This window comes from Blastococcus sp. PRF04-17 (genome assembly GCF_023016265.1).
GTDB lineage: Bacteria > Actinomycetota > Actinomycetes > Mycobacteriales > Geodermatophilaceae > Blastococcus_B.
Genome location: NZ_CP095412.1, coordinates 1,083,939 through 1,105,582, shown reverse-complemented (window position 1 = coordinate 1,105,582; position 21,644 = coordinate 1,083,939). Strand labels below are relative to the sequence as shown.

24 protein-coding genes, 4 tRNA genes and 2 pseudogenes are annotated in these 21,644 nt (G+C 71.4%); 16 read left to right on the top strand and 14 right to left on the bottom strand.

The window, feature by feature from the left end:
* Window positions 1–172: 172 nt before the first annotated feature.
* Window positions 173–748 carry a GNAT family N-acetyltransferase gene (locus tag MVA48_RS05605; protein ID WP_246986666.1) on the top strand — a complete coding sequence of 192 codons (576 nt, stop codon included), beginning with the start codon at window positions 173–175 and terminating at the stop codon, window positions 746–748.
* Here MVA48_RS05605 and MVA48_RS23360 read toward each other — a convergent pair.
* Complete coding sequence (locus MVA48_RS23360; protein ID WP_256461129.1) at window positions 732–887, bottom strand: hotdog fold thioesterase; 156 nt, start codon at window positions 885–887, stop codon at window positions 732–734. The genes MVA48_RS05605 and MVA48_RS23360 overlap by 17 nt on opposite strands.
* An 11-nt stretch (window positions 888–898) precedes the next feature.
* Window positions 899–1,105, bottom strand: coding sequence for a PaaI family thioesterase (locus MVA48_RS23355; protein ID WP_256461128.1), 207 nt, complete (start codon window positions 1,103–1,105; stop codon window positions 899–901).
* Window positions 1,106–1,186: 81 nt separating this feature from the next.
* Here MVA48_RS23355 and polA point away from each other — a divergent pair, with 81 nt between their 5' ends.
* Window positions 1,187–3,928, top strand: coding sequence for a DNA polymerase I (gene polA / locus MVA48_RS05595; RefSeq protein WP_246986664.1), 2,742 nt, complete (start codon window positions 1,187–1,189; stop codon window positions 3,926–3,928).
* 139 nt (window positions 3,929–4,067) lie between these two features.
* Here polA and MVA48_RS23990 read toward each other — a convergent pair.
* From MVA48_RS23990 to MVA48_RS05585, 3 genes and pseudogenes are all read right to left on the bottom strand, one after another.
* Window positions 4,068–4,280: pseudogene (locus MVA48_RS23990) on the bottom strand (nickel-binding protein); the annotation flags it as partial.
* Window positions 4,281–4,657: 377 nt separating this feature from the next.
* A complete protein-coding gene (locus tag MVA48_RS05590; RefSeq protein WP_246986661.1) occupies window positions 4,658–5,068 on the bottom strand; it encodes a hypothetical protein in 411 nt (136 codons plus the stop codon).
* Window positions 5,068–5,910 (bottom strand): class I SAM-dependent methyltransferase, encoded by an 843-nt coding sequence (locus MVA48_RS05585; protein WP_246986659.1) that lies wholly within the window; start codon window positions 5,908–5,910, stop codon window positions 5,068–5,070. Before MVA48_RS05585 ends, MVA48_RS05590 begins: the two co-directional genes overlap by 1 nt.
* 220 nt (window positions 5,911–6,130) lie before the next feature.
* Between MVA48_RS05585 and rpsA the strand changes: the two genes are divergently transcribed.
* The gene (gene rpsA, locus MVA48_RS05580) at window positions 6,131–7,597 is read left to right on the top strand and encodes a 30S ribosomal protein S1 (RefSeq protein WP_246986657.1); all 1,467 of its coding nucleotides are present in this window, start codon (window positions 6,131–6,133) and stop codon (window positions 7,595–7,597) included.
* Between the two features lie 99 nt (window positions 7,598–7,696).
* On the opposite strand, the gene MVA48_RS05575 is transcribed toward rpsA, so the two are convergent.
* The gene (locus tag MVA48_RS05575; protein WP_246986655.1) at window positions 7,697–7,945 is read right to left on the bottom strand and encodes a hypothetical protein; all 249 of its coding nucleotides are present in this window, start codon (window positions 7,943–7,945) and stop codon (window positions 7,697–7,699) included.
* 163 nt (window positions 7,946–8,108) lie between these two features.
* Here MVA48_RS05575 and coaE point away from each other — a divergent pair, with 163 nt between their 5' ends.
* Both coaE and MVA48_RS05565 read left to right on the top strand, forming a co-directional pair.
* A complete protein-coding gene (gene coaE / locus MVA48_RS05570) occupies window positions 8,109–8,702 on the top strand; it encodes a dephospho-CoA kinase (protein ID WP_246986652.1) in 594 nt (197 codons plus the stop codon).
* 185 nt (window positions 8,703–8,887) lie between these two features.
* Window positions 8,888–9,421 carry a GNAT family N-acetyltransferase gene (locus MVA48_RS05565; RefSeq protein WP_246986650.1) on the top strand — a complete coding sequence of 178 codons (534 nt, stop codon included), beginning with the start codon at window positions 8,888–8,890 and terminating at the stop codon, window positions 9,419–9,421.
* On the opposite strand, the gene MVA48_RS05560 is transcribed toward MVA48_RS05565, so the two are convergent.
* A complete protein-coding gene (locus tag MVA48_RS05560) occupies window positions 9,414–10,208 on the bottom strand; it encodes an alpha/beta hydrolase (protein ID WP_246986648.1) in 795 nt (264 codons plus the stop codon). The genes MVA48_RS05565 and MVA48_RS05560 overlap by 8 nt on opposite strands.
* Window positions 10,209–10,272: 64 nt before the next feature.
* Here MVA48_RS05560 and MVA48_RS05555 point away from each other — a divergent pair, with 64 nt between their 5' ends.
* On the top strand, window positions 10,273–10,536 hold the full coding sequence (locus MVA48_RS05555) for a hypothetical protein (protein ID WP_246986646.1): 264 nt from the start codon (window positions 10,273–10,275) through the stop codon (window positions 10,534–10,536).
* 36 nt (window positions 10,537–10,572) lie between these two features.
* On the opposite strand, the gene MVA48_RS05550 is transcribed toward MVA48_RS05555, so the two are convergent.
* The 4 genes from MVA48_RS05550 to MVA48_RS05535 form a co-directional block, all read right to left on the bottom strand.
* Window positions 10,573–10,647: transfer RNA gene (locus MVA48_RS05550), tRNA-Val, on the bottom strand.
* Window positions 10,648–10,700: 53 nt separating this feature from the next.
* A tRNA-Cys gene (locus tag MVA48_RS05545) sits at window positions 10,701–10,771 on the bottom strand.
* 41 nt (window positions 10,772–10,812) lie between these two features.
* Window positions 10,813–10,885: transfer RNA gene (locus tag MVA48_RS05540), tRNA-Gly, on the bottom strand.
* 95 nt (window positions 10,886–10,980) lie between these two features.
* Window positions 10,981–11,448: an SsgA family sporulation/cell division regulator gene (locus MVA48_RS05535; RefSeq protein ID WP_246986644.1), complete on the bottom strand. Its 468-nt coding sequence runs from the start codon at window positions 11,446–11,448 to the stop codon at window positions 10,981–10,983.
* 160 nt (window positions 11,449–11,608) lie between these two features.
* Here MVA48_RS05535 and MVA48_RS05530 point away from each other — a divergent pair, with 160 nt between their 5' ends.
* The 4 genes from MVA48_RS05530 (at window position 11,609) to MVA48_RS05515 (ending at window position 13,652) form a co-directional block, all read left to right on the top strand.
* Window positions 11,609–12,259, top strand: a complete 651-nt coding sequence (locus MVA48_RS05530; RefSeq protein WP_246986642.1) for a sigma-70 family RNA polymerase sigma factor — start codon at window positions 11,609–11,611, stop codon at window positions 12,257–12,259.
* Window positions 12,256–13,074: an anti-sigma factor gene (locus MVA48_RS05525; protein WP_246986640.1), complete on the top strand. Its 819-nt coding sequence runs from the start codon at window positions 12,256–12,258 to the stop codon at window positions 13,072–13,074. Before MVA48_RS05530 ends, MVA48_RS05525 begins: the two co-directional genes overlap by 4 nt.
* An 83-nt stretch (window positions 13,075–13,157) precedes the next feature.
* Window positions 13,158–13,556, top strand: coding sequence for a TIGR02611 family protein (locus MVA48_RS05520; RefSeq protein WP_256461160.1), 399 nt, complete (start codon window positions 13,158–13,160; stop codon window positions 13,554–13,556).
* 24 nt (window positions 13,557–13,580) lie between these two features.
* Window positions 13,581–13,652: transfer RNA gene (locus MVA48_RS05515), tRNA-Val, on the top strand.
* Between the two features lie 61 nt (window positions 13,653–13,713).
* Here MVA48_RS05515 and MVA48_RS05510 read toward each other — a convergent pair.
* The 3 genes from MVA48_RS05510 to MVA48_RS05500 are packed head-to-tail and all read right to left on the bottom strand — an operon-like array spanning window position 13,714 to window position 16,852.
* Entirely contained in the window at window positions 13,714–14,178 is a 465-nt protein-coding gene (locus MVA48_RS05510) for a hypothetical protein (RefSeq protein ID WP_371821196.1), read from the bottom strand.
* A complete protein-coding gene (locus tag MVA48_RS05505; RefSeq protein ID WP_246986635.1) occupies window positions 14,064–15,209 on the bottom strand; it encodes a COR domain-containing protein in 1,146 nt (381 codons plus the stop codon). Before MVA48_RS05505 ends, MVA48_RS05510 begins: the two co-directional genes overlap by 115 nt.
* Window positions 15,176–16,852, bottom strand: coding sequence for a leucine-rich repeat domain-containing protein (locus tag MVA48_RS05500; protein WP_246986633.1), 1,677 nt, complete (start codon window positions 16,850–16,852; stop codon window positions 15,176–15,178). The genes MVA48_RS05505 and MVA48_RS05500 overlap by 34 nt, the downstream gene beginning before the upstream one ends.
* An 87-nt stretch (window positions 16,853–16,939) precedes the next feature.
* Here MVA48_RS05500 and MVA48_RS05495 point away from each other — a divergent pair, with 87 nt between their 5' ends.
* From MVA48_RS05495 to MVA48_RS05470, 6 genes and pseudogenes are all read left to right on the top strand, one after another.
* Entirely contained in the window at window positions 16,940–17,332 is a 393-nt protein-coding gene (locus MVA48_RS05495; protein ID WP_246986631.1) for an HNH endonuclease, read from the top strand.
* 9 nt (window positions 17,333–17,341) lie between these two features.
* Complete coding sequence (locus MVA48_RS05490) at window positions 17,342–17,881, top strand: MOSC N-terminal beta barrel domain-containing protein (RefSeq protein ID WP_246986629.1); 540 nt, start codon at window positions 17,342–17,344, stop codon at window positions 17,879–17,881.
* 9 nt (window positions 17,882–17,890) lie between these two features.
* Window positions 17,891–19,009: a CapA family protein gene (locus MVA48_RS05485; protein WP_246986627.1), complete on the top strand. Its 1,119-nt coding sequence runs from the start codon at window positions 17,891–17,893 to the stop codon at window positions 19,007–19,009.
* A gap of 123 nt (window positions 19,010–19,132) precedes the next feature.
* Window positions 19,133–19,741, top strand: a pseudogene (gene thrS, locus MVA48_RS23985) (threonine--tRNA ligase); the annotation flags it as partial.
* A gap of 224 nt (window positions 19,742–19,965) precedes the next feature.
* A complete protein-coding gene (gene thrS / locus MVA48_RS05475; RefSeq protein ID WP_246986625.1) occupies window positions 19,966–21,120 on the top strand; it encodes a threonine--tRNA ligase in 1,155 nt (384 codons plus the stop codon).
* A complete protein-coding gene (locus MVA48_RS05470; protein WP_246986623.1) occupies window positions 21,117–21,644 on the top strand; it encodes an HIT family protein in 528 nt (175 codons plus the stop codon). The genes thrS (MVA48_RS05475) and MVA48_RS05470 overlap by 4 nt, the downstream gene beginning before the upstream one ends.

Below are 21,644 nucleotides of genomic sequence, written 5' to 3'. Positions count from 1 at the left end.
TCCGGGACACGCCGTGGTGGTAACGGTGCGTGCTCGATCGGCGCGCCGCCGTGATCCCGGCTGCTCAGGAGTGCAGTCTGCAGCCACCGCCTCGGGGAGGACTCCTGTGCCAGGAACGGGTTCACGATCCCGCGTCGTCACGCGCACGGCGCGTCCCGACGATCTTGCTGCGGTGCTCGCGCTGATCCGTCAGCACCGCGCGGAGGCGCATGCCGAGGAGGTCCTGACCGGGCAGACGCCCGGCGCGGCCGCGGCTGCGGGGTTCCGCCGGCTCCTGGCCGACCCCGATCACCGGGTGGTCCTGGCCGTCGTGCCCGGGGCCAACGCCGCGGCTCCGGGCTCCCGGACGGAGACGGCCGTCGGGCTGGCCGTGCTCGGGATCGACCCGCTCTCGGTGCTGCTCGGTGTCCCCCAGGTGACGGTGGACAACCTCGTCGTCCACCGGGAGCACCGGCGGCAGGGCACCGGGGCGGTGCTGCTGGCCGCGGCGGCCGCCTACGCCGAGGAGAACGGCGCCGCCCACGTGGTCGCTGCCGTCGGCGGCCACGAGGCCGAGCGGCAGCGGTTCCTCGCCCGGATGGGCTTCGCGCCGCTCACGACCCGTCGGATCGCCTCCCTGGAGACCCTGGCCCGCTCGCTCTCGTCCTGGCAGCGCAGCTGGCTGCCCGTCCCGCCGCAGCGGCGGCCGGCTCCCGGTGCACGGCGGCGCGGGGTGCCGCCCCTGCGATCGGCTACTGCGTCGGGCTGAGCGTCATCGTCGTCAGCCGCGCCGACGCCGTCGGCCGGCCTTGGTCGTCGGTGATCTGGATCAGCCAGGTCGACAGCGTCCGGCCGGTCCGGACCGGCGTGCAGACCGCGGTCACGCTGCCCGCTCTCGCCGCGCGCATGTAGCTGACGTTCAGCTCGATCCCGACGACCTGCTTCTCCGGGCGGCGTGCACCGCCGCGGCCATCGAGCCGATCGTCTCGGCGAGGGTGCACGTCGCTCCGCCGTGCAGCAGGCCGAACGGCTGCTGGTTGCCCTCGACGGGCATGGTCGCGACGAACCGGTCGGGATTCCAGTCGGTGACGCGGACGCCGAGCTTGCCGTCCAGCGGGCTGCGCATGCCCTCGGGGAGCCAGGCGGGGGAGGGGTGGTCACCCTCGGCACCGTAAACGGTCGGTGGCCGCACCTAGGATCGGACCCGATGTCCGCTCCGGTCTCCGCCCCCGCGCCCACCGCCGCCTCGACCAGTGCGGGGCCCCGCCCGCGGCTGCTGCTGCTCGACGGCCACTCACTGGCCTACCGGGCCTTCTTCGCCCTACCGGTCGAGAACTTCTCGACGACGACCGGTCAGCCGACGAACGCCGTCTACGGCTTCACCTCGATGCTGATCAACATCCTGCGCGACGAGCAGCCGACCCACCTCGCGGTCGCCTTCGACGTCGGCCGCAAGACCTTCCGCAGCGAGATCTACGCCGAGTACAAGGCCAACCGCACCGAGAGCCCCACCGACTTCCGCGGCCAGGTCAGCCTCATCCAGGAGGTGCTCGGCGCGCTGCGCGTGCCGGTCATCACCGCGGAGAACTACGAGGCCGACGACGTCATCGCGACGCTGACCGTGCAGGCGGTCGAGCGCGGCATGGACGTCCTGATCGCGACCGGTGACCGTGACGCCCTCCAGCTGGTCAACGACCACGTCACCGTGCTCTACCCCCGCAAGGGGGTCTCCGACCTGACCCGGTTCACGCCCGGCGAGGTCGAGACCAAGTACGGCCTGTCCCCGGCCCAGTACCCCGACTTCGCCGCGCTGCGCGGCGACCCGAGCGACAACCTCCCGAGCATCCCCAGCGTCGGCGAGAAGACCGCGGCCAAGTGGGTCCGCGAGTACGGCTCCCTCGACGCGCTGGTCGACCAGGTCGACACGGTCAAGGGCAAGGTCGGCGACAAGCTGCGCGAGCACCTGTCGTCGGTGCTGCAGAACCGACGGCTGACCGAGCTCGACCGCGCGGTGCCGCTGGAGGTCGGGCCCGAGCAGCTCGCCGTCCAGGCGTGGGACCGCAACGAGGTCCACACGCTGTTCGACAACCTCCAGTTCCGGGTGCTCCGCGACCGGCTCTTCGCCACGCTGACCAGCGCCGAACCCGAAGTAGAAGGCGGCTTCGACGTCGCCGTCGACGAACTCGCGCCCGGCGGGCTGCGGGAGTGGCTCGACGCGCACGCCCGCACCGGTCGCACCGGTCTGATCTTCCGCGGCACCTGGGGGCGCGGCACCGGGGAGCTGACCGGCCTCGCGCTGGCCGCCGCCGACGACCACACCACGTTCGTCGATCTGGGGCCCGACCTCGACGCCGGCGACGAGCAGGCGCTGGCGGCCTGGCTGGCCGATGCGTCCCGGCCGAAGGTCGTGCACGAGGTCAAGGGCCCGCTCCTGGCGGTCTGGGCGCGAGGCTGGGACCTGGAGGGGGTCGTCAGCGACACCGCACTCGCCGCCTACCTCGCACTGCCCGGGCAGCGGTCGTTCGACCTGGGCGACCTGGCCGTCCGGTACCTGCGCCGGGAGCTCAAGGAGGCCTCCGAGGAGGAGGCCCAGCTGACCCTCGACGGGATGGGCCCCTCGGAGGACGACGTCGCCGCCGAGGCAGCACGGGCCGACGTCCTCAAGGCGGTCGCGGTCAACGACCTGTCCGACGCGCTGGAGACCGTTCTCGGCCAGCGGGGCGGCGACCGGCTGCTGGGGGAGTTGGAGCTGCCGCTGAGCTTCGTCCTGGCGCGCATGGAGCACCGCGGCATCGCCGCCGACGTCGACTTCCTCCAGGAGCTCCAGCGCGAGTTCGCCGAGGGCGTCGCCGCCGCGGCGGCCGAGTGCTACGCGGTGATCGGCCGGGAGGTGAACCTGGGCTCGCCCAAGCAGCTGCAGACGGTGCTCTTCGACGAGCTCGGCCTGCCGAAGACGAAGAAGATCAAGTCCGGCTACACGACCGACGCCGAGGCGCTGACCAACCTGCTGGCGCAGACCGGTCACCCGTTCCTCGAGCACCTGCTGCGGCACCGGGACGTGACGCGGCTGCGCACCGTCATCGACGGGCTGCTGCCGATGGTCGACGACGCCGGGCGGATCCACACCACGTTCCAGCAGACGATCGCCGCCACGGGCCGGCTCTCCTCGACCGACCCGAACCTGCAGAACATCCCGATCCGGACCGCGGAGGGGCGCCGGATCCGGCAGGCCTTCGTCGTCGGCCAGGGCTACGAATCCCTGATGACGGCCGACTACAGCCAGATCGAGATGCGGATCATGGCGCACCTGTCCGGCGACGAGGGGCTGATCGAGGCGTTCATGTCGGGGGAGGACCTGCACACCTTCGTCGCGTCGAAGGCGTTCGACATCCCGCTCGAGGCCGTCGACCCCGAGATGCGACGGCGGATCAAGGCGATGAGCTACGGCCTGGCGTACGGGCTCTCGGCGTACGGGCTGGCGCAGCAGCTGCGGATCACGCCGGAGGAGGCGCGTGGCCAGATGCACGCCTACTTCGAGCGGTTCGGCGGGATCCGCGACTACCTGGACACCGTGGTCGACGAGGCCCGCCTGACCGGCTACACCGAGACCACCCTGGGCCGCCGCCGGTACCTGCCCGACCTGACCAGCGACAACCGGCAGCGGCGGGAGATGGCCGAGCGCATGGCGCTCAACGCACCCATCCAGGGCTCGGCGGCCGACGTCATCAAGGTCGCGATGCTGAACGTGGAGAAGGCGATCGCGGCCGAGGGGCTGCGGTCGCGGATGCTGCTCCAGGTCCACGACGAGCTCGTGCTCGAGGTCGCCGAGGGGGAGCGGGAGGCGCTGGAGGCGCTGGTCCGCCGGGAGATGGCCGGTGCCGCCGAGCTGTCGGTGCCGCTGGAGGTCTCGGTCGGCTTCGGCGCCAGCTGGGACGCCGCCGCCCACTGAGCGGGTCCGGTCGTGCCGAGTGGGCCCGGTGGTCCCGCGCAGGCCGGACGGACTCGCTCAGCGCAGGCAGGAGCAGGCTTCTGGCTGCGGTGCGGTCCGGAGGACCGCAGCGATCAGGTGCCGCCCGGACCGGGATGATCTCGTCGGCCACCAGGCCGTGTGCCTCCCTGTGCACGGCCGCGGCCGCCTCGGCGTCCGGTGCCTCGACCAGGCAGAAGACCTTGCCCGAGCCCTCGTCGAACCAGTACTGCTTGTAGTCGACGCCGTACTTCTGCTGGACCTCGAGATCCCGCTCGTGCGCCCCGCTCACCGCCTCGGCAGTCAGCCCGTCGACCTTGTTGTGCACATCCATGAACAGCGGCACGGTCTTGCCTCCTCCGGTCGGCGCCGGCCCTGGCCGGACCGGACGACGGCGCGGATTCTGCTCCGGGCACGGCCCCCGAGGGTAGGTGGACGGCCGCGTTCCGTCCGGTCAGGCGTGACTCCTGTCGACGACGCAGATCAGGCGGCCTCGGGTTTCTGGCAGTACGGCGAGGGGCCGGGACCTCCGGGTAGCCGTCCCGGCCGGCGTGCGGCGCCGTACCCCTCCGCAACGATCCGCGCGCCGGGTCGGCCCGCGGAAGGGCCCAGCGCGGTGGCCCCGCCGCCGGACAGGCCACGGCGACCTCGTACCGGAGCAGGACCACGCCAGTGCGAGCACGGGCGGAGCCGTCGCCCTCGGGCGCCGTCTCACGGGTGGCCAGGACGGCCTGGGATGTCGTCGTAGGACAGGTCGTCGGGCTGGCAGCCGTGGTGGTCCGGCTCCGGGTGCACCCGGAAGCGAACGGCCCGGATGGTGCCGCGACCCTCCAGAACCGCTCGGGCGATGCGGTGCATGCCGTTTATGACCCGGCCGTCGCTGCCGAGGATGACCGGGTAGCCCGGATCGACGTCGCAGACCAGTCGCATGTGCGTGATCAGCTGGTTGACGGTGGACGGCCCGTCGCCGGGCAGCGACCAGTACGGGGTGTCCAGCTCCCAGATCGCATCGAGCGGCACGTCCTCCACCGGCAGGCCCGCCGACCGGGCGATCAGCCGGTCGACGTCCCACGCATCCCACGCCCCGTCCCCTGTCGGCCAGAAGTGGTACTGCTTGCGCATCAGGGCGTCCTCGCGACCAGGATCAGGGTTCCGGGTACCAGCGCGCCGCGCTCCGGGGACCACTGGCCCCACTCCTGGGTGCGACCAGGTGTCCACTCCGGCTCGACGAGGTCCTCCAGCACCAGGCCGGCGCCGACGACGGCCCGCACCCAGTCGCCGACCGTGCGGTGGTGCTCGGCGTAGGTGGCCCGGCCCGCGTCGTCGGTCTCGACGTAGGGCCTCCGGTCGAAGTAGGACGACGTGACGCGCAGGTCCGCGGGGTCGGGCGAATCCGGGAACGGCCAGCGCATCGGGTGGTTCACCGACGCGACGAACCGGCCGCCCGGCCGGAGCACCCGCGCGACCTCGGCCAGCGCTCCCTCCACGTCGGCGACGAACGGCAGCCCGCCGAACGCCGAGCACGCCACGTCGAAGGAGGCGCCGGCGAACGGCAGTGCGCCGGCGTCGGCCTGCACGAGCGGCACCGCCAGGCCGGTCGCCGCGTTGAGCTCAACGGCGCGGGCCAGCATGCCAGCGGACAGGTCGAACGCGACGACGTCCGCTCCTGCCCGGCGCAGCCACCGCGCACACGGTGCCGAACCGCAGCCGATCTCCAGCGCCCGGCGACCGGCGACGTCACCCAGCAGATGGGCGTCGGCCTCGCGGAGTCCCTCCGGGCACCACAGGAAGTCCACGTCCCCGAGGTCCGCGCCGTGCTCGGCCAGGTAGGCCGGCGCCGCGGCGTCCCACCACCGGCGGTTGGCCAGCGCCGAGTCTGCGGCGTCCACGGGCCGCCGGGCGACGCCACCGGCGGCTGGGTAACCGTCGTCGGCGAGCGGGAGAGAGGGTTGCGCGTCCACCATGGCGCGCCGATGGTGACACGCCGAGGCGGCCGATCACGGGCCGGAACCCAGGTGGACCCGGGCCTGCGCGCGTCCGTACCATGGGAATGCGCCAGAGGTCTGTCGTGCTCCCTCTCACCGGGGAACCGCGCGCGCCGGCTCTCCCCGCTGAACATCCTCGCGGTCACCGGCCGCGGGTCGTCCTGTCCCTACGCATAAACCGTCCGGAGCAACCAACCACATGACCTCCACTCAGGTCCGTCCTTCCAGCACCCCCCAGATCGCGATCAACGACATCGGCTCGGCCGAGGACTTCCTCGCGGCGATCGACCAGACGATCAAGTACTTCAACGACGGCGACATCGTCGAAGGCGTCATCGTCAAGGTCGACCGGGACGAGGTGCTGCTGGACATCGGCTACAAGACCGAGGGCGTCATCCCCTCGCGCGAGCTCTCCATCAAGCACGACGTCGATCCCAACGAGGTCGTCAGCGTCGGCGACGAGGTGGAAGCCCTGGTCCTCCAGAAGGAGGACAAGGAAGGCCGGCTGATCCTCTCCAAGAAGCGCGCCCAGTACGAGCGCGCCTGGGGCACGATCGAAGCCAAGAAGGAAGCCGACGAGGTCGTCACCGGCACCGTCATCGAGGTCGTCAAGGGTGGTCTCATCCTCGACATCGGCCTGCGCGGGTTCCTGCCCGCCTCGCTGGTCGAGATGCGCCGCGTCCGCGACCTGCAGCCCTACGTGGGCCGCGAGCTCGAGGCCAAGATCATCGAGCTCGACAAGAACCGCAACAACGTCGTCCTCTCCCGGCGCCAGTGGCTGGAGCAGACCCAGTCCGAGGTCCGCAGCGAGTTCCTCAACAAGCTCGCCAAGGGCCAGGTGCGCTCCGGCGTCGTCTCCTCGATCGTCAACTTCGGTGCATTCGTCGACCTCGGCGGCGTGGACGGTCTGGTGCACGTCTCCGAGCTGTCCTGGAAGCACATCGACCACCCGTCCGAGGTCGTCGAGGTGGGCCAGGAGGTCACCGTCGAGGTCCTCGACGTCGACCTGGACCGCGAGCGGGTGTCCCTGTCGCTGAAGGCGACGCAGGAGGACCCGTGGCGTCAGTTCGCCCGCACCCACCAGATCGGCCAGGTCGTCCCGGGCAAGGTCACCAAGCTCGTCCCGTTCGGTGCGTTCGTGCGCGTCGACGAGGGCATCGAGGGCCTGGTGCACATCTCGGAGCTGGCCGAGCGCCACGTCGAGATCCCCGAGCAGGTCGTCCAGGTCGGCGACGAGATCCTCGTCAAGGTCATCGACATCGACCTCGACCGCCGTCGCATCTCGCTGTCGCTCAAGCAGGCCAACGAGGGCGTCGTCGGTGACGAGGAGCAGTTCGACCCGGCCGCCTACGGCATGGCCGCCTCCTACGACGAGCAGGGCAACTACCTGTACCCGGAGGGCTTCGACCCCGACACGGGCGAGTGGCGTGAGGGCTACGAGTCCCAGCGCGAGGAGTGGGAGCGGCAGTACGCCGAGGCCCAGGCTCGCTTCGAGGCGCACCGCAAGCAGATCGCGGCCGCCAAGGAGGCCGACGCCGAGGCCGCTGCTGGCGGCAACTACACCAGCGACGACTCGGCCGGGTCCGACCCCGCCGCCACCGGTGGCACCCTGGCCAGCGACGAGGCCCTCGCGGCCCTGCGCGCCAAGCTCGCCGGCGGGGAGTGAGCCTCGGCTAGACCGCTGAACGTCAGAGGCCCAGAACCGATTCGGTTCTGGGCCTCTGACGTTCTCCGCCCTCCTGCCGGGGGGCGGAGGGGCCTTCTGCTACAGGCTGAGGATGATCGCGAACGCAGTGCGCGGGCGACCACCGGAGCCGGCCAGGAAGCTCCAGGTGTGGCGGCCGGTCGCGGGGGACTGGAACAGCCACCGGGTGAAGGAGCTGTGGCGCGACCGCGTCGCGGCCCGCTGGAACTGCATCCGCTCACGGACGGCGGGGATGTCGGTGACGCGCACCCCGGAGGACGCGCCGAGCCGGTGACGGCCGGCGCGGGCGACGGGCGTGGGACGGGACATGGTCGGTTCTGCCTCTCTCGGCGGGGAAGATCGCCGGGACGGACGTTAAGTCCCGTGACGCGTGTGACTGGTGCGACGCGCCGGGCGGGACGGACGCGTGTTACCAGGCCGTGATGTTCGTCCGCTGGAGTCTGTGTTCGGTGCCGGTGGCTAGGGTCCGTCCGTGCGCATCGGGCTGACGGGTGGGATCGGTTCGGGCAAGAGCACCGTCTCGGCGCTGCTGGCCGACCACGGGGCCGTGGTCGTCGACGCCGACCGGGTCGCCCGCGAGGTCGTGGCACCCGGCACGCCGGGGCTGACGGCCGTCGTGTCCGCTTTCGGCGAGCGCGTGCTCACGGCGGACGGTGCCCTGGACCGGCCCGCGCTCGCGGGGATCGTGTTCGCCGATCCGGAGGCACGCCGGACGCTTGACGGCATCGTGCATCCGCTGGTGAGGGCCCGTGCGCGCGAGCTGGAGGCCGCCGCGCCACCGGGGTCCGTCGTCGTCCACGACGTGCCGCTGCTGGCGGAGACCGGCCAGGCGACCAGCTACGACCTCGTCCTGGTCGTCGAGGCCGACGTGGAGGTGCGGGTGGCCCGGCTGGTGCAGCGGGGACTGACCGCCGACGACGCGCGGGCCCGCATGGCGGCGCAGGCCTCCGACGAGCAGCGCCGGGCGATCGCCGACGTCGTTCTCGACAACAGCGGCACCCCGGAGGAGCTGGCTCGCCAGGTGGACACGTTCTGGGCCGAGCGCGTGGCGCCGGCGCTGGGATGAGCCGACAGGAGCGGCATCGGGATGGTTGAACGCGATACGGCGCGGACCCCGGCCGCATTCTTCCTCTTCCAGGCCGTGCTCGGCCTGGTCGTCGCGGGCACCCAGGTGCTGGACCGGCCGCTGCGGACCCTCGACTGGGTCCTGGTCGGCCTCGGCCTGCTCCTCGCCGTGGTGGCCTATAGGGGGTGGCGGCAGCGGCGCCGGGCGACCCGGCCGGCGCCTCCCCGGGTCCGGCTGCTGCCCGTCGACGACGCGGTGCTGGGCGGCTCGTCGCCGTCGCCCAGACCGACGCGGAACCGGACGAGGCGACGCCGCCGCTGACCCCGGGACCCCAGTGGTCGCGGGAGCGGATCGAATGGCTGCACCGCTTCCACGCCGAGCGCCGGTCCGGACTCGACGGGCCCTACGGCGAGGCGACGTGGGCGGTGGAGGCGGAGGACGCCGTGGTCGGCGCCGTCCGGCTGAAACGCCTGCCGGAGGACGGCGTGCTCGAGACCGGGATCTGGCTGAGCCGGGGCGCCCGCGGCAGCGGGGTCGGCAGGCGGGCGCTCACCGCGGTGCTGGAGGAGGCCGCCCGGTACGGCGCGCACACCGTCCGGGCGGACACGTCCAGCGCCAACCAGCCGGCGCAGGAACTGCTGCGGTCCCTCGGCTTCAGGACGTGGCCCGAGGGCGACCGGGTGGCGGCGACGATCACGGTCGGTCGCCCGGTCAGCTGACGGCCTTGTCGGGGCGGTCCAGCGGGAGCCAGGCGAGGACGTCCTGGATGGTGGCGTCCCAGTACGACCAGTCGTGCGCGCCGGGGCCGAAATCGGTCGTGAGCGGGACCCCGGCCGTCGCACACCGGTCGCGGAAGCGCTCGTTGTCGCCGATCAGCTCGTCCTCGGTACCGCAGCAGAGGTACATCTTCGGCAGCCCGGCCGGATCGGCCCGATCGAGCAGAGCGAGCAGGTCGTCCGAGCTGCCGGCGACGTCCCGGTCGCCGTAGATCCGCTCGAACATCCGCGGGTCCTCGGGCCGTTCCCGTCCCGCTCGGCGTCCGGCGAGGTCCATCACACCGGACAGGCTGGCTGCGGCGGCGAAGCGATCCGGGTGCCGCAACGCCCACTTGAACGCCCCGTAGCCACCCATCGAGAGGCCGGCGACGAAGGTGTCCTCGCGGCGCTGCGACACCCGGAACAACGAGCCGACGAGGTCGGGCAGCTCCTCGGTGAGGAACGTCCAGTAGCGACCGCCGTAGGCCTGGTCCGCGTAGAAGCTGCGGTGCACCTGCGGCATCACCACGGCCAGGCCGAGCGGGGCCACGTACCGCTCGATGGACGTCCGCCGCACCCAGATCGTGTCGTCGTCGCTGAGCCCGTGCAGCAGGTAGAGCACCGGAGGAGGCCCGTCGGTGGTGCGGCCCGCCAGGCCGATCTGCGTGGCCGTCCGCTGGGGGAGCAGGACCGTCATGGACGTGGACAGCGAGAGGGCGTCGGAGAAGAAGTCGACGCGGGCGTGGACCATGCGCCTGATCCTGGACGGGTGACGCCGGTTGCCGCACGGTGAGGCAGGCATGCACCCTGCCGAGGTGACCTCCGAGGCGGACGACGCGCAGAAGCGCAGGGACGCCTACTGGGCTCGCCGTGACGCCGCATCGCGCCGCCGCCTGGCCAAGCTGTTCATCGGCTTCGCGGTGGCCTGGGTGGTGCTGGCCACGCTGCGCTGGGTCCACGGCGACGGCGATGCGTTGTCGCGGTGGCTGTTCACCGCGTTGGCGGTGGGATGGGTAGCCCTCGCCGTCCATCACTGGTGGACGATTCTCCGGCGACCGTCGTCCGGACCCCCGGGATGACGAGAGCCCCAGGTCGTCGACCTGGGGCTCTGCGTGTGGTGGGCGATACTGGGATCGAACCAGTGACCTCTTCCGTGTCAGGGAAGCGCGCTACCGCTGCGCCAATCGCCCGTCCCGGCCTCGCGACCGGACCCTCCTCCGCGCTCGTGCTCCGGGAGGAGACGAGGTGGAGACGGGATTTGAACCCGTGTAGACGGCTTTGCAGGCCGTTGCCTCGCCTCTCGGCCACTCCACCGCACGCGGGCGCCAGTCTCTCGACCGGCGCCCGAGGTTCCGAGCGGACGACGGGATTCGAACCCGCGACCCTCACCTTGGCAAGGTGATGCTCTACCAGCTGAGCCACGTCCGCGTTGCGTGCAGAACTCTAACCGACGCTCCCGGGGCCTCCAAGCAGGGGGTCTCCGCCCGCCGCTTCCGCGGCGGACGCAGGAGCATCCGCGCTGGTCAGCGCCCTGTCGGGTCGGCACCTCCGCCGGAGATCAGCGCCTGCAGCTCGTCGTCGAGGTCCAGCAGCGAGCTCTCGCTGCCGGAGGGGACCAGCTGCTCGGTCTGGCGCAGGAACGCCGCCACGGTGGCCCGGGAGAGCTCGAACAGCGCCTCTCCGGAGGGGGCGCGCAGATGCATGAAGAGGACGTCGGTGGCGGCGTGGGCCGGCCACAGGCGGACGTCGCCCTCGCCGGCCGGTCCGTCCAGGCCGGCCTGCAGCAGCTCGCGGCTCAGCAGCCAGGCGATGCCGCCGTCCTCGATGTCGACGACGCCGTCCTCGTCGCCCACGTCACCGAAGGCGATGCGGACGGCGAACGGGTCGGCGGCGTCGTAGCACAGCAGCGCCCGAACCTCGGTCCACGACTGCGGACCGACCAGCTGAAGCGTGATGGGGGAGGAGTACCCGGGGGTCCATCGGCTCGGCATGTCAGGTCAACGACCGTCGCGTCTCGAAGTGACGTGGCATCGCAACTTCCTTCACATCCGTCACACCCGTCACGTGGGCGTGTTGTCGTCCCCCTGTCCATGCCCGCCAAGGGCGTCGGTGAACCGCACGAACGGGTTGTTGCGAAAGGTGCGTGTGACCATGGGAGCCGTGACCACTCCCGCGCGGCGTCCCGAGGACGCCGAACGGGACGCCGATGTGATCCGTCGCATCCGGGCGGGGGACCGCTCCGGCCTCGACGACCTCTACGACCGGTTCCGGCGCCCGGCCTTCGCCCTGGCCCGCCGGATCCTCGCCGACGACGCGCTCGCCGAGGACGTGCTGCAGGAGGCCTTCCTCAGCGTCTGGCGCGACCCGGCCGCGTTCGACAGGGGCCGCGGCAGCGTCGCCTCGTGGATCCTGGCGGTGGTGCACCACAAGGCGGTCGATGCCGTCCGCCGGGAGGAGTCGCAGCGGCGGCGGCAGGCGCTGGCCGAGGACGACCTGGCGCGCAGCACTCCCACGGCCGCGCGGGACGTCGAGGACGACGCGTGGTCCCGGGTGGTCGCCCAGCAGGTGCGGGCGGCGATGGGTGTGCTCTCCGACGCCCAGCGGGAGGCGCTGACCCTGGCCTACTACGGCGGTTACACCCAGCGGGAGGTCGCGGCCCTGACGGGGGCGCCGCTGGGGACCGTCAAGACGCGAATGCTCTCGGGCATGCGCCGGCTCCGGCAGGAGCTGGGCGGGACCGGCGTCCAGGACGGGGCGCTCGGTGCCCTCGACGGCGCCACCGCCGAGGAGGGACGGCGATGACCCCCCGCCCGCCCGCGTCCGACGACCACGAGCCGTTCGACGAGCTGGCCGTCGGCTGGGCGCTGCACGCCCTGGAGCCGGAGGACGAGGCTGCGTTCGCGGTCCACCTGCCCACCTGCGACAGGTGCACCGCCACCGTCGCCGAGACCACCGAGGTCATGGCGGCCTTGGCCGCCGACCTGCCGCGCGCCGAGCCCTCGGAGCAGGTCAGGTCCCGACTGCGGACGGCCGTCGAGCACACCCCGCAACTGCCCGCTGTCCCGGAGCCGACCCGACCGCCGGCAGCGGCACCCGCGTCCCAGCCGTCCGCCCCCGCCGCCGCCCCGCTGCCCCGGTGGCGTCGGATGCTGCCGGCGGCGCTGGTGGCCGCGGCCGTGGCCACGATCGTCGGCCTGGGGTCGTGGGCGGTCGGACTGAACTCCGAGCGGGAGGAGCTGCGGTCCACCGTCGCCGCGCAGGGCGCCGTCGTGGAGAACCTGCTGCGGCAGGGCCGGGCCACCGTGGCGCCGCTGACCGCGGACGGCCGGCAGGTCGCCACGGTGGTCGCCCGGGAGGGCGAGGTCACCGTGGTGACGCAGCAACTGGAGGCCAACGACAGCAGCGAGACGACCTACGTGGTCTGGGGTCTCGAGGGCGAAGAGGCGACCGCGCTCGGTGTCTTCGACGTCGATGGGTCACAGATGGAGCTGAAAACCGTAGGCTCCGGCCTGACCGGCCTCGACGAGTATCCCGTCTACGGCATCAGTCTCGAGCCCGGTCGGGAGGCTCCGTCGGAACCGACGGACGTGGTGGCGACCGGGCAGGTGACCAGCTGAGCGGACAGAACACTTCTTCCCCGCCGCAGGCGACCCACCGGGAGACCTCCGACGAGCGCCGGGCACGGTACGACGCCGACGAGATCCGCAGCCTCCGCGAGCGGGTCGCGGACACGAGGTGGCGTCGTCGTCTGGCCGCCCGGCGCAGCGTCAACCACACCTACCGGATCTGCGTCGGCGTGTTCGGCGGGCTCGTCGTCGCGGTCGGCCTGGTCACCATCCCGCTGCCCGGGCCCGGCTGGCTGACGGTCATCGCCGGCCTGTTCGTGCTCGCCTCGGAGTTCACCTGGGCCGAGCGGCTGCTGGAGTTCACCAAGAAGCACGTCAAGCGCTGGACCGACTGGGTCAACACCTGCGCCGTGTGGATCCGCGTGGTCATCGCCCTCGCGACAGCGGCGTTCGTCTACGGCGTGCTCGTGGTGACCCTGCACTTCGTCGGGGTGCCCGAGTGGGTGCCGGGGTGGGTCCCCCTCTGGCGCTGAGGCTCTGGCACAATCTCAAGGGCCGGGCGATTGGCTCAGTGGTAGAGCGCTTCGTTCACACCGAAGAGGTCACTGGTTCGAACCCAGTATCGCCCACCGAAACGAAGGGCCAGGTCCACCCATAGATGGGCGGCCTGGCCTTTCGTCCGTCGTGGCCTCAATGATCGGCCGTAGGTGACCGCCCAAGGTCCAGGGCCTTCTCCAGCGAGCGGTAGAGCCGCTCGAACCCGTCGGCCTGATGCGCAGCCACGGTCAGCGTGTTCATCTCCCGCAAAACGTTCAGGATCCCGGCGATGGTGTTGCGGATGGTCTCGTACAGGTCCAGGTCCTCCCGGATGCCCTGGAGGTTCTCCTGGCCGACGGTCCGCATGGCCTCGTCCAGCTCCTTCTGCCTGGTCTCCCAGTGCTTGACGTGCCTGACCAGTTCCAGCGGATCGAAGATGCCCGCGTCGGGCATGACGACCGGGAAGACCCGCGTGGCAAAGCTCGGATCCTCCGCGATTCGGCTCAGTTCGTACATGCAGTTCCGCGAGCGCAGGTACGCCTGGTCCAGCACGACGACGACGCACTTGCCGGCTCCGAGCCGCCGCATGAACTGCTCGATCGAATTGCGGTAGTCCACCTCGTCGCGGTCGCGGGTGATGTGCACCCCCGCTCGGACATGCGCTGCTGGATCTCGTCGACGAGCGCGTCGGCGTCTCCGCCCCACTTGTAGGAGACGAATATCTCCGGCTGGGCGGCGGGTGCGGTCCTGCCGCTCGCGGCTGAGCCGGAGCTCTGTACCGGGTCCTTGTAGAGGCCGTGGAGCAAGGCAGCGGCGTCCCGGAGCGTTCGGCTGCGCCTGCACTGGATGCCGGAGCCGTCTACGACGAAGTCCATGAGCTCACCGATGGTGAACATGGTCGGCTCAACTGCGACGGCGCATCGATCGCAGTCGCAGGGGCGGTACTTCTCGAATCGAATCGCCGGGTAGGACCGGTGAACGGCAGCCAGTTCGCGGTCGATCATGGCGAGCAAGATCCGCGGATCGCCGCCGCGCAACCGGATCGTCAGGCGCCGGCGCCGGTAGTCCTCGATGATCTCGGCCTGCGTCAGGTCGTGTCGGAGGAGGACTCCGGTGCGCCAGACGTTGTCGCCGGGCTCTATCAGGTCGTGCAGCGCGACGATCAGCCGGCGGACGATTCCCTTCGGCATGACGTCGTACTCGTACCGGAGCAGGAGGTTGTCCGCGTCGTCCCACGCGTATGACGGCCTAGTCGGGGACAGAAGCTGGGGCGCCACGAAGGTCTCCGAGCCCGGAACCCGGTAGCAGAGGCCGAACCGCACCATGAGCTGCAACAGCTCGGCTCGCATCGATGCGTACGCAGGCTCGTGCCAGATCCGCTTGAGGTCGGCGGGGCCGAAGACACCCAGGTTGCGGATGATCTTCGGATCATCGAGAGCGCGGTAGACCGCACCCGTTCCCCATTCCGGCTTGAGGACCACGGTGCGCGACAGCAGCTCGTCGTCCTGGAAGAAGAGGCAGATCCCCAGGTCGTGGAGGTATCCGCCGAGCTGCAGCATGTCCTGCCGGCGATCGAACCCGTGCGCCTCGCAGATCCGGAAGAACTCCTCGGCGCTCACGTGGTCGCGGGAGTCGGACTCGAGCGCCACCCGGACGTCACGCCACGTCTTCGGCAGGGGGTGCCGATGTGGGGCAGCTGTTCGAGCTCGGCGCGGATCCGCTGGACGGCCGGCTTGAGACTCCGCCTGTCTGCCAAGTTCAGCGTCAGCGGCGGCCGGAGGTTGGGGTACCGCCGCCGGAGATCGCTGAAGTCGATTCCTTGGTGACGGCCCTGCTTCTGGTTCTGCACGATCAGCACGGGGCTGCCGTCGCTGAGCAGGTTCACGACCTCGAGCCAGTACTCGAAATCGGTGTCCTCCCTGCGCTCGTCCGTGACCAGGACGTACACCGACCGACGGGTGAGGAAGAACTGGTGCGTGGCGTGGTAGATCTCCTGCCCACCGAAGTCCCAGATGTTGGCACGGAAGGTGCAGCGGAGCAGGTCCTCGCTGCCGTCCGACTGGACGCGGATGGCGCTCGGGAACTCCCACGTGGAGACGTCGATCCCCTCGGTCGACTGCTCGCCGGAGTCGAGGACGTAGCCGGGGTCGAGCAGCTTCTTCGCCAGCGTGGTCTTGCCGGCACCGGGCTCGCCGACGATCAGCAACTTCGCCTCGGCGAGGTAGTCGACTCCGACGGCCTGCTGCTGACGCCAGTAGTTCTTGATCGCCTCCACGCCGTGGATCGCGATCTCCGGTGGTGGCCGGACAAGGCCTTTCGGCGGCGTTGCCTGACGCTCGAAGGGTGAACCCAAAGAAAGGTCTTCCAGCTTCTCCAGACGCAGGATGGCCGCCGGGACCTCACTGATCGGGCAGTCGTCCAGCGACAGGGTCCTGAGGTTCGAGAGGTCCCACACGCCCTCTGGCACTCGCCTGAAGGGGTTGTTGCTCAAATCGAGCGAGTCGAGCGTCCGCGCCTTGGCAATGGCTGTGGGGAGGTCCTTCAGGTTGTTGTGTGACAGGCCGAGGGTTCTCAGCTCGGGGAACGAGAACAGCCAGTCCGGTAGGTGATCCGGGTAGACGGCGATCAAGGCCAGGACGTGCAATTTCCGCAACGCGGCCAAGCCTTGCGGCACCCGACCGAGGGGGCATCCCCAGATGAGCACGTGATCAAGATCGGGCTGGCCGCGCAGGAGGGCGTCGAGGTGCGTCTCAAGCCGCTCCAGATCGGTCCATTGCGCTGCCGTCCGGTCCCGGTTGGCAAGAGTGATAGTCCCACCCACTGTCAGGATGCTGAGCGTCATCGCTCGTTCCTGCGTGAGCCGGACTAGGTGTCGCAGCGCGGTGTCCGAGGTCTTCGGATCGACGCGGACCGAGAAGATGGCACGGGGGTCGATGTGGTCGGCGCATGTGCGCACCGTTTCGGCATTCAGCGCCCATCGCGCCCGTGGCAGAGCGGGGAGGGTTGTCAACCTCACGCTTCTCGCGTCGACGAGTTCGAGTCGCGGGAGTTCGCACAACCAGTCGGGCAGGCCGGTGAGCCGAGTGTCTCCCAGCCTCAGCTCGGTGAGATTGCGCAGACCCCTGACCTCAGACGGCAGCTCGGTGATCCGGTGACTGGGCGTTTCCAGGTCCCGGAGGTCGAGAGTCGTCGTCCGGCCTGACGCCACTTCGTCGATTGCGATCCGATCCCAGGCATCCGAGCCCATGGGCGCGGGCGGTGAGGAGTTCTGTCGCCGCTTGCCCCGGGCCATTTATGGAGATTACTGGTTCCGTTCGGCTCGCTGGAGCGGTTGGGCATCGTCCGCCGGTGTCTTGCCGTTTCGGGCACTATGGACTCGATGTCCCGTCCGTTGCCCGGCCGCGCCGCGCGCCTCGCCGAGATCCTGCAGCGGGACGGCGGCACCTGCATCTGGTGCGGCCGCTCCTTCGCGTCGCTGGTGATGCCGACGACCGAGCACGTGGTGCCGCGGGTCAAGGGCGGCCCGTCCCGGCTGGAGAACGAGGTCGCGGCCTGCCGCCGGTGCAACGCCGAGCGGGGCCACCGCACGCCGGTCGAGTGGCTCCAGGAGTGCCGGCGCCGGGGCTGGCAGCCCGACGAGGCCCGTCTGCGGAGGTCCCTGACCCGGCTCGCCGAGGTCATCGGCAGCGAGGGCGGGCTCCGCCGGGCGCGGCCCTACCTCGACGGCCAGCTGCGACGCCTGGGTCGGCAGGGCGGGCCCCGCGTGGCCTAACGTCGCTGCGTGCGGGTCGTCGGGCGGGTCGAGCAGCTCTGGATCTACCCGGTGCGGTCCCTGGCCGGGCGGGCGGTGCCTGCGGTCGGGATCGGCGCCACCGGCCTGGCCGGTGACCGCGCCTGGACGCCGGTCGGCGGCGACGGCGCCGTGTTGCGGGCGAAGCAGCACCCGGCGGTGCGGGACGTCGTCGCCACCGGCGACCCCGATGCCGACGCCGCAGCGCTGACCGGTGCCCTCGGCCGGGCGGTCCGTCTCTCGGTCACCGAGGCCGCACCCGGCGAGGTGGCGCCGGTGCACCTGGTCTCCCGGCGGGCGATCGACCGGGCGGCCGCCGGCGACGTGCCGGAGGGCTGCTCACCCGACGATCCGCGGGCCAACGTCGTGCTGGCGCTGGACGAGGAGGACGAGCGGGCCTGGGTCGGGGAGGTCGTCCGGATCGGCGACGCGGTGCTCCGGATCACCCGCACGCCCAAGCACTGCCTGGGCGTCTACGCCGACGTGCGCACACCCGGTGAGGTGCGCGTCGGCGACCCGGTGCTGCTCTAGCCTGCGGCCGTGCGCAGGGGATTCGTCACCGCGGTCGCCGCGCTGGCCCTCGCCGGCTGCGGGAGCGACCCCGCGGCGCCCGGCGAGCCGGCGCCGTCCTCGGCCGCCGCACCCGCGACCACCACCGCGCCGCCGCCACCCGAGAGCTTCACGCTGGTCGCCACCGGTGACGTGCTCGTCCACCAGGACCGCGCGCTCACGACCGGCGCGCGGACGCCGGACGGCGGATACGACTTCTCCGCCGTCCTCGCCCCGGTGGCGCCGCTGATCGGCGCCGCCGACCTCGCGATCTGCCACCTGGAGACGCCGGTCGCGCCCCCGGGCGGCCCGTACCGCGGCTACCCGAGCTTCGCCGTCCAGCCGGAGATCGTCGACGCCCTCGCCGGCGCGGGCTACGACCTCTGCTCGACGGCCTCCAACCACTCCCTGGACGACGGTTTCGACGGCCTGGTCCGCACCCTCGACGTCCTGGACGCCGCCGGCATCGCGCACACCGGCACCTACCGCACCGAGGCCGCGAGCCTCGAACCCCGCATCGTCGACGTCGCCGGCGTGCGGGTCGGGCACGTCGCGAGCACGTTCAGCCTCAACGGCGTGCCGCTGCCGGTCGGCCGGGAGTGGTCGGTCGACGTCATCGACGCCCCCGACGTGACGCCGGTGCTCGCGGCTGCCGCGCGGGCACGGGCGGGCGGCGCGGAGGTGGTCGTCGCGAGCCTGCACTGCTGCCTGGAGTACCAGCACGACCCGACCGATGCCCAGGTCACGGCTGTCGAGGCGCTGCTGGCCTCGCCCGACGTCGACCTCGTGCTCGGCCACCACGCGCACGTGGTGCAGCCCTTCGAGCAGGTCGCGGGGGAGTGGGTCGCCTTCGGCCTCGGCAACCACATCGCCGAGCACGCCACCCGCGGCTACGCGACCGAGGACTCGGTGATGGCCCGGTTCACCTTCACCCGCGGCGCCGACGGCCGGTTCGCGGTGAGCCGGGCGGAAGCGGTGCCGCTGCAGATCGTGCTGGGCGCGGACGCCGTCACCGTCCAGCCGGCCGACGCGGAGACCTTCCAGCGGGTGGCCGCGGTCCTGGACTCACGCGGTGCGGTGGCGGCGGGGCTGGCGATAGTCCCGGGCTGAGCGGAGGTGGCGCACTAGGCTCGGACGCCCGAGCAGTCGATCCGCCCCAGGGAGTTCTTCGTGTCCACCGCGCCCTCGCCCACCGCCGTGCCGCCGATCCAGGTGCCGGCCGGGACCACGGCGATGCAGGCGCTCAAGGACGCCGGAGTGCCGCTCAAGGGGGCCGACGGCGCGGTCGTCGTCCGCGAGGTGGCGAGCGGCGAGCTCAAGGACCTCGCCTGGACGCCCGGCACCGACGCCGAGGTCGAGCCCGTCCCCGCCACCAGCGCCGAGGGCCGTGCGGTGATCCGCCACTCGACCGCGCACGTGCTGGCGCAGGCCGTGCAGGAGCTGTTCCCCGGCACCAAGCTGGGGATCGGGCCCCCTGTCGAGAACGGCTTCTACTACGACTTCGACCCCGACCGGCCCTTCACCCCGGAGGACCTGCAGGCGCTCGAGAAGAAGATGACCGAGATCGTGCGCGCCGGGCAGAACTTCGCCCGCCGCGAGATCAGCGACGCCGACGCGCAGGCCGAACTGGCGCACGAGCCGTACAAGCTCGAGCTGATCGGGCTCAAGGGCGGTGCCGGTGAAGCGGCCGAGGGCGCAGACGTGGAGGTCGGCGGCGCCCAGCTGACCATGTACGACAACCTCGACCCGCGCACCGGTGAGCGGGTCTGGACCGACCTGTGCCGCGGTCCGCACCTGCCGCGCACGAACAACATCCCGGCGTTCAGCCTCACCCGGTCCGCGGCGGCGTACTGGCGCGGCAGCGAGAAGAACCCGCAGCTGCAGCGCATCTACGGCACCGCCTGGGAGAGCAAGGAGGCGCACAAGGCCTACCTCGAGCACCTCGCCGAGGCGGAGCGGCGCGACCACCGCCGCCTGGGCGCCGAGCTGGACCTGTTCAGCTTCCCCGACGAGATCGGCTCCGGCCTGGCGGTGTTCCACCCCAAGGGGGCGTCGTCAAGCGGGAGATGGAGGACTACGTCCGCCGGCGGCACATCGAGGAGGGCTTCGACTACGTCGGCTCGCCGCACATCAGCAAGGGCGGCCTGTTCGAGACCTCCGGGCACCTGCCGTACTACGAGGACACCATGTTCCCGGCCATGGACCTGGAGAACTCGAAGTACTACCTCAAGGCCATGAACTGCCCGATGCACAACCTGATCTTCCGGTCGCGCGGGCGGTCCTACCGCGAGCTGCCGCTGCGGTTCTTCGAGTTCGGCTCGGTGTACCGCTACGAGAAGTCCGGCGTCGTCCACGGGCTGACCCGCGTCCGCGGGCTCACGCAGGACGACTCGCACAGCTACGTCACCCCGGAGCAGGCGCCGGGAGAGATCCGGCACCTGCTCGCCTTCGTGCTCGGGCTGCTCAAGGACTTCGGGCTCGACGACTACTACCTCGAGTTGTCCACCCGCGGCGACGACCCCGAGAAGGCGGCCAAGTTCATCGGGTCGGCGGAGGAGTGGGAGGTCGCCACCCGCGTGCTCGAGGACGCCGCGAAGGAGACCGGCCTCGAGCTCGTCCCGGACCCAGGAGGCGCGGCCTTCTACGGCCCGAAGATCTCGGTGCAGGCGCGCGACGCGATCGGTCGCACGTGGCAGATGTCGACCATCCAGTACGACTTCAACCAGCCCGCGCGCTTCGGGCTGGAGTACACCTCGGCCGACGGCGGCCGGGCCCAGCCGGTGATGATCCACTCGGCGAAGTTCGGCTCGATCGAGCGGTTCTTCGGAGTGCTCACCGAGCACTACGCCGGCGCCTTCCCGGCCTGGCTGGCGCCGGTGCAGGTCGTCGGCATCCCGGTGACCGACGAGCAGGTGCCCTACCTGCGTGACGTCGCGCTGAGGCTGCGGGCGAAGGGCATCCGGGTGGAGATCGACGACTCCGACGACCGCATGCAGAAGAAGATCCGGACGGCGAGCAAGCAGAAGGTGCCCTTCGTGCTCATCGCCGGCGCCACCGACGCCGAGGCCGGCGCGGTGTCCTTCCGCTACCGCGACGGGTCGCAGAACAACGGCATCCCGGTGGACGACGCCGTCGAGCAGGTCGCCGCGTGGATCGCCTCCCGCGCCAACAGCGACCCGACGGCGGAGGGCCGTGACCCGATGAGCACGGTGGCCGGATGACCGGGAGCGACGACGGAGCGCCGACCAGCGCCTTCGAACACCTCTGGACGCCCTACCGGATGGCCTACATCCGGGGCGAGGGGAAGCCGACCGGCGCGCACGACTGCCCGTTCTGCGTCATCCCGACCACGAGCGACGAGGAAGGGCTGATCGTTGCCCGGGGGACGACGGTCTACGCGGTGCTCAACCTGTACCCGTACAACGCCGGGCACCTGATGCTGGTCCCGTACCGGCACGTGCCCGACTACACGGACCTGACTGCCGAGGAGGTCGCCGAGCTGGGCGCCTTCACGCAGACCGCGATGCGGACCGTGCGGTCGGTGAGCGGCGCGCACGGGTTCAACATCGGCATGAACCAGGGGTCGGTCGCCGGTGCCGGCATCGCCGACCACCTGCACCAGCACGCCGTCCCCCGGTGGGGCGGCGACACGAACTTCATGCCGGTCATCGGCCTGACCCGCGTCCTGCCGCAGGTGCTGCGCGAGACGCGCGACCTGCTGGCCAAGGCCTGGTCGGAGGCCTGA